Below are 13793 nucleotides of genomic sequence, written 5' to 3'. Positions count from 1 at the left end.
CATCCCGGGCCAGCCGCTAAGCTCCCCCTTCCCTTTCATCGCGATCGCCGCGAGGACGCAGTGGCGGCTGGCCGAAGGCCAGAAACCGGCCGGCGCTGTCGTCAATCGGTCTCAAAGTCGCGCCAGCGATGGACCAGTTCGATCATCTCGGCCTTGCGATCAAAGGCATCGGGATAGATTGCCCCCTCGTGCTGGCCGAGGAAGCCGACGATGGTGGTGATATGGGTAGCGATCGTGGGATCGACGCCGAACAGATCGGCGATCGGGAAATGGCCGCAATCCTCACCGTTCCACCAGGCAAGGAGGAAGTTCGCAACGCGGCGCGCCTGGCCCGTGTCGGATCGGGCGATCTCGATCAGGCGGTCGAGGGCATTGCGCGCGGCGGTTTTGCTGAAGGGGCCCCTGTCCATGCGATCAGGCTATATCAGGGATGGCGGCGCGTGAACCGTGAACAGGCACGACAAGATCGGGGTCGAGCCCGGGCGAACCCGCCGGGTTCCCGCGCAGGATCCAGGGCATGGGCTGGATGAGCCGTGCCCAGTCGGCGAACGACGGTATCCGACCGAGATCCTCCTGGACATGGAGTTCGCCAATTAGGCGGACCGGGACATCGCGGCCATCGCTGTTGCGGATCGTGACGCCGAAGATAGCCTCCAAGAGGAAGATACCCTCAGCATGGTGGCGCAAAGCGCGATGGCGCGGATCGGCGATGATCTTCTTGGATTCGTCGAACCATTGGTGGAGCGGGAGATAGTCCTCCGGATCGCCGCCCCATCGCCGAACCGAGCTCAGCGCATGATAATAGCAGTGTGACATGGCTAGATCTCGGCCTCGGTGGTGTCATAGTCAATAAAGCGGCAGTTATGCGTCAGCGTGACGGCGCCGCTGGCGACCTCGATGGCGATCGTCCCGCATGCGCCCTCGCCGTCTTCCCAGCCGGCGTGCCGCGCGCAGACGGCATTCTCGGCAAAAGCGGCGAGCGCGTCTTCGAGGGCGATGGTGCGGGTCGAGGCCTGCCCGTTATATTCGAGGCTGTGATGGTCGCAGAGGATGGACGGGAGCGCGGCGTCTCCGTCCTTATCATAGGCGTGGACCTCGCCGACCGTGCCTTCGTCGCCGCCGCCGTCATAATGGATTTCAACGCGGGCGATGCCATGCGCGTTCAGCAGCGGGAGAAAGGCCTCCTTGCAGCGCGCCTCGACGCTTTGGACGGCCAGGCGCGCCGCCTGCAGGTTGGTGTCGATCGGATCGGGCGTGGCAGAAGCGGCCGCCAGAGTATCGGCGTTCATGGTCAAATCTCCTCGAGAATTTTCTGGGCGGCCTCGGCGCTGGCCGGATAGGCGGCGGCGAGGTTGCGATGGAGGATCTCGAAGTCCGGGATGGCAAAGCGCCCATCGCCATTCGGCCGCGTGGCGATGAGCGCGCCTGTCACGATGTCATCGATCCGGTCTCGGTCGATCGTCGGGGCGTTGCCGTCCTCATAGCGCACGGGCGGAGCGAAGCCGGCCTCGGTCCAGCTTGCGAGGCCATCCTGCGCGGCCTCGGTGTAGGCGGCGACGGCTGGGTTCCGCCGATAGGCGCCGGCATCGACCTTGAGACCGAGCGAACAATAAACGCCGAAGTCGTGGCGGTTGGTGACCGTTACGAGCGCGCAGCCCTCGGGCGGCGGCCCGAAACGGGCGATGATCGCGGCACGGTAGGCGGCAACCTCGAGCCGGTTCAGCCGCTCGAAGTGGGGTGTGTGGCCGAGTTGGGCGCAATCCTCGTTGGCGGGGGCGCCGCCGAGGTCGATGATGTCGGACATTCTGGTCTCCCGTCGCGAATGGACAGGGATCCTCAACCCCTCTTCGCTTTACGGCCGCAGGCCGGTGAGGGATTGAAGCTGATAGCAAAGGGCCCCAGCGTTAGACAGGGCAACAGTCCCGAATAATCTGGGCAGACGTTTCGCTTTTGGCAACCATCACGCTTGTCCTGACATTGCTGTTCACCGTCGTGCCGAGTAGAATGCCGGCCCGTCTTTCGCCATTTTCAGTGCCGCGGCCGCTTGTCCAAATCTCTTGGCTCCGTGATCGGGGTGGTCGCCGACTGGCGGGTGATGCTCGATCCGGACATCGTCTTCCTTCTGCTCCTTCCGCCACTGTTGTTTCTCGAAGGGTGGCGGATCTCGCCCGACGACATGTTCGAGGATGGCGCGACCATCCTCGAGCTGGGGCTGGAGTTCGTCGAGGCGCGCGGTGATGCAATGGCCGTCACGCGCGTTCGCCGGACCACGATCGGGGATCTCATCCAATTGACCGCGAACGGGATCATCGTCGTGATGCCGGGTGAGCAGTTACCCACCATCCAGGCCGGCGCCGCGGACTCGATTCGCGTGACGGGCCATCACGAGCCCGGGTAGCTCGCCATGACGGACGACGGCCTTTCCGGCGCGCGACCTCGCCATCCTGCTCGCGATGGGCGTCATCGTCCTGTCGCTGGGCGCGGCGGCGATCGACTTGCCCCTGATGATGCGCGGCCTCGAGATGCCGGCCGAGCCGTCACGCGACGCCGAGATCGAGGCGGCCCACAGCGCGGTGGCCGAAGCCACGATCGCGAAAATCGAAAGGGTGCAGCATCAGCTTGCGGAGGGCCGCAAGGATGCCGACCTCCATGTGCAAGCTGCGTCGCGGCTGATGGATCTCTCACGCAAGCGCATCAAGCGCGAACTGCGGCTGGCCGCGCGCAAGGTGGAGCGCGCGGAATTCTTCCGACGGGTGAGACGGCGCAGGTTTGGCATCGAGGCTGCGCGAAACTCGTTCGCGACCTCGACCGGGCGCAAGCGCGGCTTGCCGGCTGATCGCCGGTTTGAGGCGCCTGGCACACGCGGAGCTGCCAGATTCGGACGATCAGGAAAGGACCCTGAGACCCAGATGCTCGACGAAGGGGTCGAAGTCCCGATCGTTATGGAGGAGGGTCAAGCCCGAGACGATGCACCGGGTCGCGATCAGCGTGTCGATCGTTTTGCGGACGGTGACACCTTTTGCTCTCAAGGTCCGAAAGTTGCGCGCTGCCTCCACGGCAACATCAGGACCATCGATCTCAATGAACTCGAGCGACTGCAGCAGGGCATGGCCACGATTGAAATCCCGGTCGCTGGTAAAGCCCTGGAGAACTTCCGTAAGGATGATATCGCCGATCAGGAGCGGCTCGTTACCAAGCAAGATTTCGAGGCGGTCTGCCTGAGGCGACGGCGTTCCGCGGAAGAAATCAATCCAGGTGCTGGAATCGACAAGGATCATAGGTCCGTCCGCATGGCGTCGAGGTCGCCATTCCATTCGAACTTGCCGCGGGCCGAGCGCAGCTGGACCTGGGACTGGAGCCTGAGGAGGAGACGCAAGCCGGCTTCCACCGCCTGCTTTTTCGTCTTGAGGCCGGTCACCTGAAGGGCCTGGGCCATGAGTTTGTCATCGATTTCGATATTGGTTCGCATGATGTGTACCTTTTGTCACTTTCTTACACATTAGTAGTTGTCCGGGGATCGGGCAATGCTGTCAAAGTCCTGCGGCAAGCTGACTCTCGGAAAAGAAAAAGGCCCCCGCTCGGATGAGCGAGGGCCTTGATCAGTCACTACTCGAGCTTCAGGCCGCGAACGCGTGTTCGGCGGAGGACTGGCCGAGGCCGGCTTCGGCGCCCTGGCCGCGCTCGGCGGCCTCGTCGGCACCGGGCAGCGGCGGCAGGCCATCGTCGGCCTTGGGCGCCATCTCGGCAGCGAGATCGCGGCGGCGGGTCGGGCGCGACCACACGATGTTGTAGCTGCCGTCCTCCTGACGGAACGCCGAGATGTAGAGCGGCGCGGCCAGGCTCGGGTCCTCGATCTTGCCGTTGAGGAACGCCTCGCCCGTGCCGTTCGAGAACAGCTCGAACAGCGCGCCCACCTGCACCCAAGAGCGCGAGGCCGACAGCGCCAGCACCTCGTACTTCGGCGCCTTTGGATTGGCCGAGTGCACCTCGCGCAGCGCGATCGTCATGGCAATCGTCAGCGTCGCGATCTTGCCGACGAAAATGCCGGCGTCATTCTGCTTGATCGAACCGATGTTCATGGGAAAGTCTCCTGGAAGCTGGTCTCGAACACCGTGTCCGAGCCAAATTCCTCCTCCCCACTCCTCTCCTCGGCCGTTCGGCCGAGCAGGCGCGCAAGCGCCCCATCCGAGGCCCGCGTCCGCGGCCTCGGGGCGACCGGCTCAACGGGAGGCCGAAATGTCGGGCGAGCCTTGCCCCCCTCGCTTCTTGAGCGGCAGCCCTGTGTCGCGACCAGCTTGTGGGCCTCGATCCATGCCCCGATTTGCATAAGTGGACTTCGGGTTTGCCGTGCGAAGGGTCTGCGACGAGGTCTAGTGGATCGAGCCGAACAGGCGTTTCTTGGCCTCGGCCTGGTGGGCGCCGTCCTTCACGCCGACGGTGGCATCCATATCGGCCGCGAGATCGGCTGCGAGCGTCAAGGGAACTTCGGCATAGACCGCAACGACGCGGACGGCGGCCTCGGGGCTTGGAAGCTCGCCCGGTTCAGTGCCGAGCCAGATCGTTGCCTCGCCTTCCTCGGGCTCTTCCTCGGTAGGCGTGAACACCTGGGCGAAGAAGGTCTGGAGGGGACGGTCCCAGCCGATCACGGCCTTGATGACGCCGTTTCCCGCCCTCGGCTTCAGTTCGTAACGGCTCATCCCTGGCTCCTGCGGATGCGGTGGCCGACACGCCGGGCCGCGCTTTCCGTGCTGCGCAGCGCCTGGCGGACCGCCGCGGCGGCGCGGAGCGCACCGCTTCTCGCAAGAAGGTGACGCGCGCTGCGCAGATGGTCAATCGCCTCGTGCACGGCGGCGCGGTCTGCCGGGCGGGCCGCCCTGATCGATCGCATAGAAGGGTCCTTTCTAAAGCCGCGGTCAGGATGCCGGCGCTGGGGTGACGGGCTCGATGCGGATGTCGATCGCGTTGCGCCCGATGACCGCCGCGAACTGCCGCCCCTCTGGCACGAACCATTGCGCCCTGTAGGAAATGATCGCGCGCAGCCGTTCGACCAGCGCTGCGTCGTCGCCAAGAAGCAGGCGGGTCGCCATTTCCCGTGCATCAAGGAGGAAGCGGTCGTTCTGCGTCTCCCAGCTGTCAGCCTCGCGATCGTCGCTGGCGCAGAAGCAGGATGCTTCGAGCAGCTCGACAAGCTCATCCGGGGAGATCGCGTCGCGCGAGGCGAGAAGGATGTTCGCCTCCTCGAAGCCCCAGTGATGTGCATCGTCATAGTCGATGACGACGGGGGCCGCGACGGTCAGCGTCTCGGGCCGCGAGCCTGTGATCTCGACCACGAGCGCGAGCCGGTCGACCGTCCCGCTTTCGAGGTCAGACAGGGTATCGCTGTCGAAGACATGGGCGGCGCCGTCGCGCTCGATCTCGAACCTCAGCACTGTGATCCGTGGCAGAGCGTCGTACCAGCCATATCCCGCCATCGCATCGTCAGGGTCTGCGAGGCGGCCTTCGAAGCGGCCGTCGCGGGCGAGCGCGAAGGCCGCGCATTGCTCGAGCGGCGCACCGAAATGCTCCATAAGGACGAGCTCGCCAGCTGGTATCAGGCCGGAACCATCGCTCACGCTGTTGAGATCGGCCTTGGCCGGTGTCCATCCGCGAAGGAGCGGCGTCGCCTCGGGCAAATCAACGCCGAGCTGCCGGGCCTCGGCCCATTGGGCGAAGGGCAGGCGATGGCTGCCGAGCGAGGCGATATGGCTGTAGATGATCTTCCGGACGGTATCGCGAAGCGCATCGAGAGCATCGTTCTCGACCATTTCGCCTCGAGCGGGGAGCACCAACTGCAGGGCGGGTGCGTCGACGATGTCTATCCGTGCCCACCAGCTCCGCTCCTTTTCGTCGACCGAAGGCAGGGTGCAGGGAACGGTGAGGCCGTGGAAGTTGATGAGCGGCTGATAGTGGGCCGCGCGCGTTGCGTTGAAGAGGCCGATCCGGACCCCGTCGGTCTCGACGATGACGGCTGCGTCGGCGAGCCAATCCGACTGCGCCAGCTGCGAGCCTCTGAATCGGATCGGCGTCGGGCAATAGCGGGCCGCACCGATGGCTGCAACTTCGAGCGTCTTCGCCCATTCGTCATCCAGAAGGAGCCGGATTTCGGTGCCGAAAGGTTGGTCGCAGCGGGCGACCGGGATGGGAGTACCCGATTCCCAGTCGCCGGGCGCGATCGAGACCTGCCAGGCTTCACCACCGGCGCGCGGATGCGAGCGGATTTCGACCTGGCGGCCGGCGAGGCTGAACACGCCCATGCCGGCAGGGTCTTCGCGGGCGGCGATCTCTTCGTCCCAGCCGGAACGGCCGAGCGCGAGGATCACCGCGGGATCGGCGATCCCGGCGCCGTCGTCGGCGATAACGAGCCATTTCCCGTCCTCGGCCTCGGCGACGTCGAGGTCGATACTCGTCGCCCCGGCCCTGCGCGCATTCTGGACAAGCTCGGCGAGCATCGTTCCGAGCGTGTTGTTAAACAGGCGCGTCACCTTGGTGATCGCGGCCGGATCCACCTGGCTGTGGATGACATTGGGAAGGGGCATCGGGGTCTCCTGGGCAAGAGCGAACAGGCTCACCCCTCCCCTGCCCTTCTCCTCTTTCGCTCGGGCCGGCGCACACACGGACGGCGTCGGCGCAGAGGAGTGAAACGGCCGGGGAACCCACGCTACGCGCAGCGACGTTCCTTCTCGGCCGGCGATTCGATGTTGACGTAGCGCTGGCCGCCCCTGCGGCGTTTGCGGATGCGGCCATCGACGAACGCCTGGGCCCAGCGGCTGGCTTCGTCCGCGCGGGCGGCCATGGCGCATTCATCAGCCTGTTTGAACAACGCATAGGCGAGCGCATATTGGGCGCGCTCGGGCAGGGCGAGCAGCGTCGCGGTGACGGGCAAGGCCCCCTCGTAGAATTCCAGGATATGACGGCCGCCACCATGGTGCATCAGGATGGCAAGGAGGCTCCTGCTTCCAGGACCGGTCGGCCTCGCGATCTGAATGTCATGCGAGCCATAGGTCACGGAGGTCTGGGACGCCCCGGGCTCGCCGCGATGGAAGACGCGATCCTCGCGGTCGGGCAAGGGGTGGGCGAGCACCTCGTAGCCGTCGAAATTGTCGGCGCCGCGGATGCGATTATGTCCGATGACGGTCATGGCAAGTTCTCCTCATCCCCGGGCGAAGGTCGCCGGGTTTGGATGGGCACGGGATGGGCGTGGTAGTCGGTCGGGCTTCAGTCGCCGCGCGGGAGCGGGATCGGCACGGCCTGGCCGCTGGCGAGGTTGATGAAGGCGCCGGCGTGGCCGATGGAACCGCGACCGAGCAGATCGAACAGCAGCGCGAGCGCGTGACTGGCCAGCACTCGGTTGACGAAGAGGGACTGGCGTTCGAGCGCCTCGGCCACCGAGCAGGAGGGAGCATCGTCCTCAGCTAGAGTTTCGTCGGCGAGCTCCGGGAAGGCCTCGAGCACGGTCGGCAGGCGAAGCTTCACATTGCCCGTCGGGCGGCATGGGCAGCCGATCAGATATTGTCCGTCGCTGGCGCGGTTGCCGAGGTCCATCCAATAGGTCGGCACGGTCCTGCCATCGCCAAGGACGGCGCCCAATTCGCGGCGGGCCGAAGCGGTGTCGACGCAGGTGATGAGAATGTCGGTGCCGTCGATTTCGACCGCATCGGGGGCTCGCCCATGAACCGCCTTCCAGGCCAGGCCGTGGGCGAGGTTGATCCGTTCGGTGAGGGTGCGCGCCTTCGAGTTGCCGACATCGCAGCGATAGAAGGGCTGACGGCCGAGATTGGCCTCGGTTACAATGTCGTCGTCGACTACGGTGACCTCCAGCGAACGCGAGGAGATCGCGCGCAGAGCCGTGTCGAGCGAGGCCAGGCCCATCAGCATCTGAGCTCCATTGCCGCCGCATCCCACGAGCAGGATCCGGACCGCGCGATTGTCGAAGATGGCGGGAAGATAGTGGCGCTGGGGCTTGTCAGGCTGCATGGAACATCTCCCGAAAATGGGCTGCGCGGCACGGCGAGGAACATGCCCCCGGCGCAGAGCCGGGCGGCCATTACCGGCCCCGCCGGATGGTCGAGCCGGCCGACGACGAGCGAGATCTTGGTGGCATGGGTATCGTCGGCATCGTCGGTGGCGCTGAAGAATGCGGAGCCCCGCCCGTGGCTATGGATGTCGCAGACCATGTGCCAATCGGGCGGCAGCACCGGGGTTCGGTAAACGAGGCGCGAGGGCGTCGCCTCGTCGACATCCGGAAGATTCACCGCGAACTCACCGCTCGCCTCGTTCCACAGTATGAAGGCGGCCGCTTCATTGGGGAGCGCTGCGCGGAAGTGGTCGAGGATCGCGGCCAGATGCTCGCCTGGGATCAGTCCGCAGCGCAAGTCGGCCTTGGGTTCGCCAATGCTGCCATAAGGGATATGGGCGGCGAAGGGCGGCGAAAGGGGAGCGTCAAGCGCCAGCCAGGGGCGGCGCAGGATGAGCATCACGCCGTCTTTACCAACGGCCAGGCCATGCCCGGCGCGACCGTCACGAAGCGCATCGAGCGCGGGCGATCGTCCCGTGGACGGGACCGGATAACAAGGAGCGGCAGCGATCAGCGCCGCCGCGGTGGGATCGTCGGCGAGCATGGTCATCTCCCGGCAGCGGCCGCAATCAGTCTGCCCACGGTGACGGCGTTAGCCGGTGGGCGAGCCTGTCGTGGTCGGGCGGCAGGATGGAAGGGCTTGAGACGTCGGACCGGGAAACGACTGGCGCCGCGTGCGGCGAGATCATCCCAGAGCCTGACGAGGCCGCCCTTGCCGGTGACGGTGTGCTCCTGGCCGGGATTGGGGTGGGTCGACCAGGAGTCGAACACGGCCCGCTCGTATTCCGCGATGGCGGCAACGCCGAGGGTCTTCGGCCTCGGGATATTGCCCCAACAGAGCCCGCCCTGGATGAAGACGTTGAGAATGGGTGAGTGTAGCACCGGTGTGTCGGCCGCCGGGCGCTCGCTTGACGGGAGCGCGTAGACGCCAAGGCCAGTGCGCGCGGCGATGAGAAGATGCGCGGGATAGGGCACGGTGACGGTCGTGCGTCGCGCGAGCGCACGAAGCCCCTCGGGTGGCGACGACAGCGCGAAATAGGCGGGGCGCACCTGTGCCGGCACCCACCAGGCGAGCACGTCGGGATGGGACACCAGCACGGTGTCGGGCAGGATCTCAGGGACCGCCGTGCGGCCAAGGGCCTCGGTCCATCGGCGCAGCTGCGCGCGCGACAAGGGCACGCCGGCGGCAATGGTCGGATGGCCTTCCGCATCGTGCTCGACGGCATGCATGCTGGCGAAAGCCATCGTATCGTTCCTGGGCGCACTGTAGGCGTTCGGAATCGTGGACGTTCCCGCTTGATAGAGCAGGATAGCGTTAGTCAGGAGGAGACCGCCGCCGGTGGCTTCGAAGTGGCTGCTGTGGTCGGACATGAGGGCCTCACGGGTTGGGCGGGTCGAAGCGGACGAGGTGCTGGGCGGCGAGCAGAAACTGGACGCCGAGCCGCAGGCTCTCGAACCAGTCGTCGATCCGACTCACCTCGGGCAGCGGGCAGATGCCGCAGACATCCATGAAGCCCATCTCCATGCCGTGGCGGGCAACATCATCGAGCTCGCGCGCGAACTGCTCGAACGGAACGAGCGTCAGCGGTGGCAGAGACGAACATTCCTCGATGCCCGGCACATATTCGTAGAGAATGTCGGTATCGAAGTGCCAGGCGTTGCGCTCCGAGGCGAGGCGGTCGAGCGCCTTGTGCCCATCGCGAAGTCGGCGCAGAGCGGCGCGAAGGGTTTTCGGGAGGCTGGCGGCCTTCGCCGCGTTCGTGCCGATCATCCAGTCGGGGCGGCGCGCGTTCATCTCCGAGGGCAGTGTCTGCTCTGCGAGTTCTTCAGCACTGAGACCGTGATAGGCGGTCAGGCTTTGGCGCGCGCTCTCGTCGTCGATCTCGCCGTCCCAATAGTACATGGAGATTTCATCGAAGAGATCCTGATAGCCGAAGACCGGAAGCGCGGTGCCGAGCGTCTCCCCGAGGGCCGCGTAGGCGGCGGCGCGCCAGGGAACGGGCGCGTCACCGGTTTCGATCCAGCCTAGATCCAGCTGCCCCAGGCTCTCGCAGACCAAGGCGATTGCCGGCGGATTGTCGTTTTCGCCGGCGAGGACGGCGACCCGCAGATCGACGAGTTCGATTGGCGCCAAGATTTCGAGCACCGCGGCATTGAAGACATCTTCGATTCGCTTGCGGGCGCCGACGCGCGTGTATCGTCTGGTCGTTCCTTCCCGTGCGGCCACCCACCGGCCCATCAGCTTGTGATGATTGCTGAGCGGCTGATCGAAGGTGGCGGGGATGTCTACGGAGAGCGCGACGGACCGGCCCGCGAGATCAGCCGAGCGGGGCGAGCCTGAGACCGACAGGGGGCTGAAGCGGCTCCGCCGCTTCGCCCTTATGAGGGACTTCGGGGAGGATTCGCGCGTGAAGGGCGAGGGCCTGGGCGCTGCAGGGAAGCTGGGGGAAGCCGGTCGTGTTGCCATCGTCGTGCTCGATCCATTCGAGGAGCGTCTTGCGCGGTGCGGCGGGGATGGCCGCGCTCTGGGAGCGGGGCACGGGTCAGCCCTTGGTGCCGACGGCGCGCCGATACTCGATGACATGCGCAGCGCCCGATACGCCGGCGTCGACAATCTCGGCGTTGAGGATCGGCGGATAGAGGGTTGCATGGTAGGCACGCAGGCCGGCGGCATCGTCAGCAAGATGCGGCGGCACCGGAAGGTCGATGCCGTCATATCGGTAGGTTCGGGTCAGGTGGTTGATCTGCATGGCGGCCTCCTGGGCGTGGGTTCGGGAGAGGTTCGAGGGGCTGCCTCACCAGAGGCTGGCGGGCTCCTCGGCCTTGGCGTCGGCGGGCGGACTGGCGGTAGCCGGAACCTTCGCGGCCGTGGAGGCGGGCTTCGGCGTGGACGTTGCGGCCTTAGCCTTGGCGGCCTCGGCCGCGGCGGTGCGGGCGGCATCAGCGGCCTCGCGCTGTTCGGCGAGCTGGTCGGCGAGTGTCTTGCGGATCGTGATGAGCTGTCCGAGCGCGCCGTCTTCGCCCTTGGCGAGTTCGGCATCGATCTCCGCGGCGCTGGCGGTGAGCGAGATCGGGCGGGTCTCGCCGGTCTCGAGCTTGTGCGCGGCGCCTTCCACCTTGCGGGGAATGACGGTCAGGGTGACCGTGTCTTCGGGGCCTGCCACGAGATCGAAGCCGAGCGAGTAGCGCGCAAGCAGTGGGAGCAGGTTGGAAATCAACATGGGTCCAAATCCTTGTCTATGTGAGCGTTGGGGGGTTATGCGGCGAGCTGCTTGATCGGGGCGGCGGCCGGCGGCGCGGCCTTCACCGGCGGCGGCCCATATTGACCGTCGAGCGTCATCGAACTGGGCAGGCGTCCGGCCCAGTCGAAGCCGGGGCGGTTGAGCATGCCGGCGATGAGGTCTGCCTTTTTGGCACTGAGCAGCTTGGCGAAGCCCTTTTCGCCGACATGCGCGACCAGGCCGGATTCCTGGGCGATGAACTTGAGCTCGTCCTTGGTGTAGCGCTCGAGAAAGGCCTTATCGACCTGCCAGACGTCGCGCAGATCGACGTCGAAAGCGCGGGCGAGGTCGGCGACATGCCCGAAGGTCAGCACGTCCTTGGCATAGGCGGCGCCGACAGCGGACAGCACATTCGCTGCCTGCGGCTCGGACAGCGCTCGGATTTCTGTGATCTTGTCGCCATAAGAGATGTCCGGGAAGGAAGCGCCCACGAGGAGGCCGGCACGGGCCTTCAGGGTCTCCGCCTTGATCTGGGGAAGCGTGCCCGACATCGCGGCGACGAGAATGGCGGTATGGGCATGGGCGACATTGGCCGCGAGCGCGCGGGCCACCGCAGTCCGCCAGGTCGCCTCGCGCAGGTCGCTGGTGCGCCCGGCGATCGATTTGACGGTGACGGTCGACTTGTGAGCGCTCGAACCGCCGGCGGTCGATGGCAGCGGGGTCTGCGGAGCCAGGGGGCGGGGTTCGGTTCGGCCGGGGGTTTCGGCGCGATCGACGGACGAGACTTCGGTTTCGGACTCGCTGTCGTCGAGACCGTCATCCGCTTCGCCGTCACCGTCGTCTTCGTCGGCAGCGGGCGGAGCCGCGGCCCGTGCCGCCTTTTCGGCGCGCTCCTGCTCTTCGAAGCGGATCGCCTCGGCGGTCTGGGTCTTCAGCTCGAAGCATCCGGGATTGGTGCAGTGCCCGTCGTCGACATGGGTCTCGAAGAGAGTGCGCTGGGAGGCCGAGTTGAACGGACAGGTTGTGCATTCGGTTTTGTCGAAGCAAGCGGCGGCGAGGTTCTGCGTGACGCGCATGAGGAGATCGCGCGTCTTGCTGACGTCCAGGCCCGAGGCGAGGATCGTCTCCAGGGCCTTGTCCTGCTTGTCGGCGGGGATTGCGGCGAGAAGCTCGGCGTGACCGACCTTGATCCGGCGTTCGTCGAGCGCAAGCTTCACGGTTTCGGACAGCTCCGCCAGCGCCAGACGGCGATCGAGCTTGCTGCGTGACCAGCCGAGCCGCCTGGCGGCTTCGGCGCGATCGTTCTGGCACGCCGCGAGGTAGCGGACGGCGGCATCGGCCTGTTCGGTTTCCGAAGGATCATCGCGGTCGTCATTTTCAGCGATGGCGGCGTCCAGAGCCTGCTGGTCGGTCATCTCCCGGACGATGACGGGAACCTCGGCATCCGCGCCGTAGGCTTCGAGAGCAGCCCGATAGCGGCGCTCGCCCGCGACGATGGCAAAGACGTCCTCCCTGCCGGGCGCGGGGCGAAGCAGGATGGGTTGCAGGATGCCGCGCAAGCGGATCGAGGCTACGAGGTCGTCATGCTTTTTCCTGTCGAAATAGCGACGGGGATTATCGCCCTTCACGATCAGGGAAAGCGGCAGCGTGTTGACGGGGGTCGGTTGCGGAGCGGTCAAGGCGGATCTCCTCGTGGAATGCGGCAGGCTCGCCCTTTCGGCCGCGCGCCTTCATTCTGGCGAGCCTGATGCTCGCCTTCCCCCTTGCCTTTCCTGGCGCTGAGGACCGGAAAGGTGGTGGCGGTGGCGTTCGAAGGAGCAGTCGTGTTGGAGCCGGCGGGCTCAATAGTCTTCGGCGAGCATGACGGTGAGGACGCGGCGCGTGATCGAGGCGTCAGAGGGATCGTCCGAGCCAAATTCCAGCGCCAGGTCGTAGTAGTCGATCTTGAAGAAGATGCGTTCGCCCTTCAGATCGAAGCCGCCGAAATCCCGCTCGGGCCCGTCTCCGGGCTTGAACGCATAGCGGCGCACGGCCGCAAGCAGTTCGGCCTGGGCGAGGACTTCCGCGATTCCGACATCGTCGCCGGTCAACCGGGCGAGGCAGTTACGGGTCACCATGATGCGAGCGTTGGGATCGAGGCCCTGCCGGCAACGGTCGTTGAGCCTGGCGATCCGTTCAATTGCGGGAATTGTCATGTTGCCTCCAGCAAGCCGAGGGCGTGATGGCCGATCTACGCCCTGGGATAGCCAGGGGCGACCCGGTCGAGACGGCCATTCCAGCGCCAATGATCGTGACTGATTTTCGCATGTTGCGCTGCTGCAATCTTGGTTCTGCAGCGCCTGAGACGCTGATCACCGCGAGCGACCCGGTTGGCCGGGTCGTTGCTTTCGGAAACGCTGGTCGAGCCGCACTAGCGAGGCGGTCGATGTATATTCGACGGCGGATGCCGTCGTTTTTTG

21 protein-coding genes are annotated in these 13793 nt (G+C 65.9%); 1 reads left to right on the top strand and 20 read right to left on the bottom strand.

Translation table 11 applies throughout. The features are described 5' to 3' along the window. Positions 1–101: 101 nt before the first annotated feature. The 4 genes from WP12_RS06555 to WP12_RS06540 are packed head-to-tail and all read right to left on the bottom strand — an operon-like array spanning position 102 to position 1804. A complete protein-coding gene (locus WP12_RS06555) occupies positions 102–410 on the bottom strand; it encodes a DUF7673 family protein (protein WP_007015545.1) in 309 nt (102 codons plus the stop codon). A 4-nt stretch (positions 411–414) separates the two neighbouring features. Beyond that, positions 415–816: a DUF6915 family protein gene (locus tag WP12_RS06550; protein WP_007015544.1), complete on the bottom strand. Its 402-nt coding sequence runs from the start codon at positions 814–816 to the stop codon at positions 415–417. 2 nt (positions 817–818) lie between these two features. Next, entirely contained in the window at positions 819–1289 is a 471-nt protein-coding gene (locus WP12_RS06545) for a DUF6878 family protein (protein WP_007015543.1), read from the bottom strand. 2 nt (positions 1290–1291) lie between these two features. Further along, positions 1292–1804, bottom strand: coding sequence for a hypothetical protein (locus WP12_RS06540; protein ID WP_007015542.1), 513 nt, complete (start codon positions 1802–1804; stop codon positions 1292–1294). Positions 1805–2044: 240 nt separating this feature from the next. Here WP12_RS06540 and WP12_RS26330 point away from each other — a divergent pair, with 240 nt between their 5' ends. Further along, positions 2045–2398, top strand: a complete 354-nt coding sequence (locus tag WP12_RS26330; RefSeq protein ID WP_039858622.1) for a hypothetical protein — start codon at positions 2045–2047, stop codon at positions 2396–2398. Between the two features lie 487 nt (positions 2399–2885). Here WP12_RS26330 and vapC read toward each other — a convergent pair whose 3' ends face one another. The 16 genes from vapC to WP12_RS06450 all read right to left on the bottom strand — a co-directional run bounded on the left by vapC (position 2886) and on the right by WP12_RS06450 (position 13529). Continuing rightward, on the bottom strand, positions 2886–3278 hold the full coding sequence (gene vapC / locus WP12_RS06530; RefSeq protein ID WP_039858621.1) for a type II toxin-antitoxin system VapC family toxin: 393 nt from the start codon (positions 3276–3278) through the stop codon (positions 2886–2888). Beyond that, on the bottom strand, positions 3275–3436 hold the full coding sequence (locus tag WP12_RS06525; protein ID WP_235399011.1) for a type II toxin-antitoxin system VapB family antitoxin: 162 nt from the start codon (positions 3434–3436) through the stop codon (positions 3275–3277). Before WP12_RS06525 ends, vapC begins: the two co-directional genes overlap by 4 nt. Positions 3437–3617: 181 nt before the next feature. After that, positions 3618–4079: a DUF736 domain-containing protein gene (locus WP12_RS06520; protein WP_041565060.1), complete on the bottom strand. Its 462-nt coding sequence runs from the start codon at positions 4077–4079 to the stop codon at positions 3618–3620. A gap of 291 nt (positions 4080–4370) precedes the next feature. Then, positions 4371–4697 carry a hypothetical protein gene (locus WP12_RS06510; protein ID WP_007015539.1) on the bottom strand — a complete coding sequence of 109 codons (327 nt, stop codon included), beginning with the start codon at positions 4695–4697 and terminating at the stop codon, positions 4371–4373. Beyond that, a complete protein-coding gene (locus WP12_RS06505) occupies positions 4694–4888 on the bottom strand; it encodes a hypothetical protein (RefSeq protein ID WP_007015538.1) in 195 nt (64 codons plus the stop codon). The genes WP12_RS06510 and WP12_RS06505 overlap by 4 nt, the downstream gene beginning before the upstream one ends. Positions 4889–4913: 25 nt before the next feature. Next, positions 4914–6575: an ATP-binding protein gene (locus WP12_RS06500; RefSeq protein WP_039858617.1), complete on the bottom strand. Its 1662-nt coding sequence runs from the start codon at positions 6573–6575 to the stop codon at positions 4914–4916. Positions 6576–6697: 122 nt separating this feature from the next. Beyond that, positions 6698–7177, bottom strand: coding sequence for a hypothetical protein (locus tag WP12_RS06495; RefSeq protein ID WP_007015536.1), 480 nt, complete (start codon positions 7175–7177; stop codon positions 6698–6700). A gap of 77 nt (positions 7178–7254) precedes the next feature. Further along, on the bottom strand, positions 7255–8013 hold the full coding sequence (locus tag WP12_RS06490; RefSeq protein WP_039858611.1) for a PRTRC system ThiF family protein: 759 nt from the start codon (positions 8011–8013) through the stop codon (positions 7255–7257). Then, positions 7908–8663, bottom strand: coding sequence for a PRTRC system protein A (locus WP12_RS06485; protein ID WP_007015534.1), 756 nt, complete (start codon positions 8661–8663; stop codon positions 7908–7910). Before WP12_RS06485 ends, WP12_RS06490 begins: the two co-directional genes overlap by 106 nt. Then, positions 8660–9484, bottom strand: coding sequence for a PRTRC system protein B (locus WP12_RS06480; RefSeq protein WP_007015533.1), 825 nt, complete (start codon positions 9482–9484; stop codon positions 8660–8662). The genes WP12_RS06485 and WP12_RS06480 overlap by 4 nt, the downstream gene beginning before the upstream one ends. Before the next feature lie 7 nt (positions 9485–9491). Next, positions 9492–10340: a hypothetical protein gene (locus tag WP12_RS06475; RefSeq protein WP_007015532.1), complete on the bottom strand. Its 849-nt coding sequence runs from the start codon at positions 10338–10340 to the stop codon at positions 9492–9494. A 91-nt stretch (positions 10341–10431) separates the two neighbouring features. After that, positions 10432–10653 (bottom strand): hypothetical protein, encoded by a 222-nt coding sequence (locus WP12_RS25750; RefSeq protein WP_081474089.1) that lies wholly within the window; start codon positions 10651–10653, stop codon positions 10432–10434. Positions 10654–10656: 3 nt separating this feature from the next. Further along, positions 10657–10863 carry a PRTRC system protein C gene (locus WP12_RS06470; protein WP_007015531.1) on the bottom strand — a complete coding sequence of 69 codons (207 nt, stop codon included), beginning with the start codon at positions 10861–10863 and terminating at the stop codon, positions 10657–10659. 45 nt (positions 10864–10908) lie between these two features. After that, entirely contained in the window at positions 10909–11334 is a 426-nt protein-coding gene (locus WP12_RS06465; protein WP_007015530.1) for a PRTRC system protein E, read from the bottom strand. 35 nt (positions 11335–11369) lie between these two features. Next, positions 11370–13013 carry a PRTRC system ParB family protein gene (locus tag WP12_RS06460; protein ID WP_007015529.1) on the bottom strand — a complete coding sequence of 548 codons (1644 nt, stop codon included), beginning with the start codon at positions 13011–13013 and terminating at the stop codon, positions 11370–11372. A gap of 162 nt (positions 13014–13175) precedes the next feature. Beyond that, positions 13176–13529: a DUF3768 domain-containing protein gene (locus tag WP12_RS06450; RefSeq protein ID WP_007015528.1), complete on the bottom strand. Its 354-nt coding sequence runs from the start codon at positions 13527–13529 to the stop codon at positions 13176–13178. Positions 13530–13793 lie beyond the last annotated feature (264 nt).

Source organism: Sphingomonas sp. SRS2 (genome assembly GCF_000971055.1).
In the GTDB taxonomy this organism is placed as follows: Bacteria; Pseudomonadota; Alphaproteobacteria; order Sphingomonadales; family Sphingomonadaceae; genus Rhizorhabdus.
Note: the sequence above shows the minus strand (reverse complement) of the source record. Positions and strands in the feature narration are given on the sequence as shown.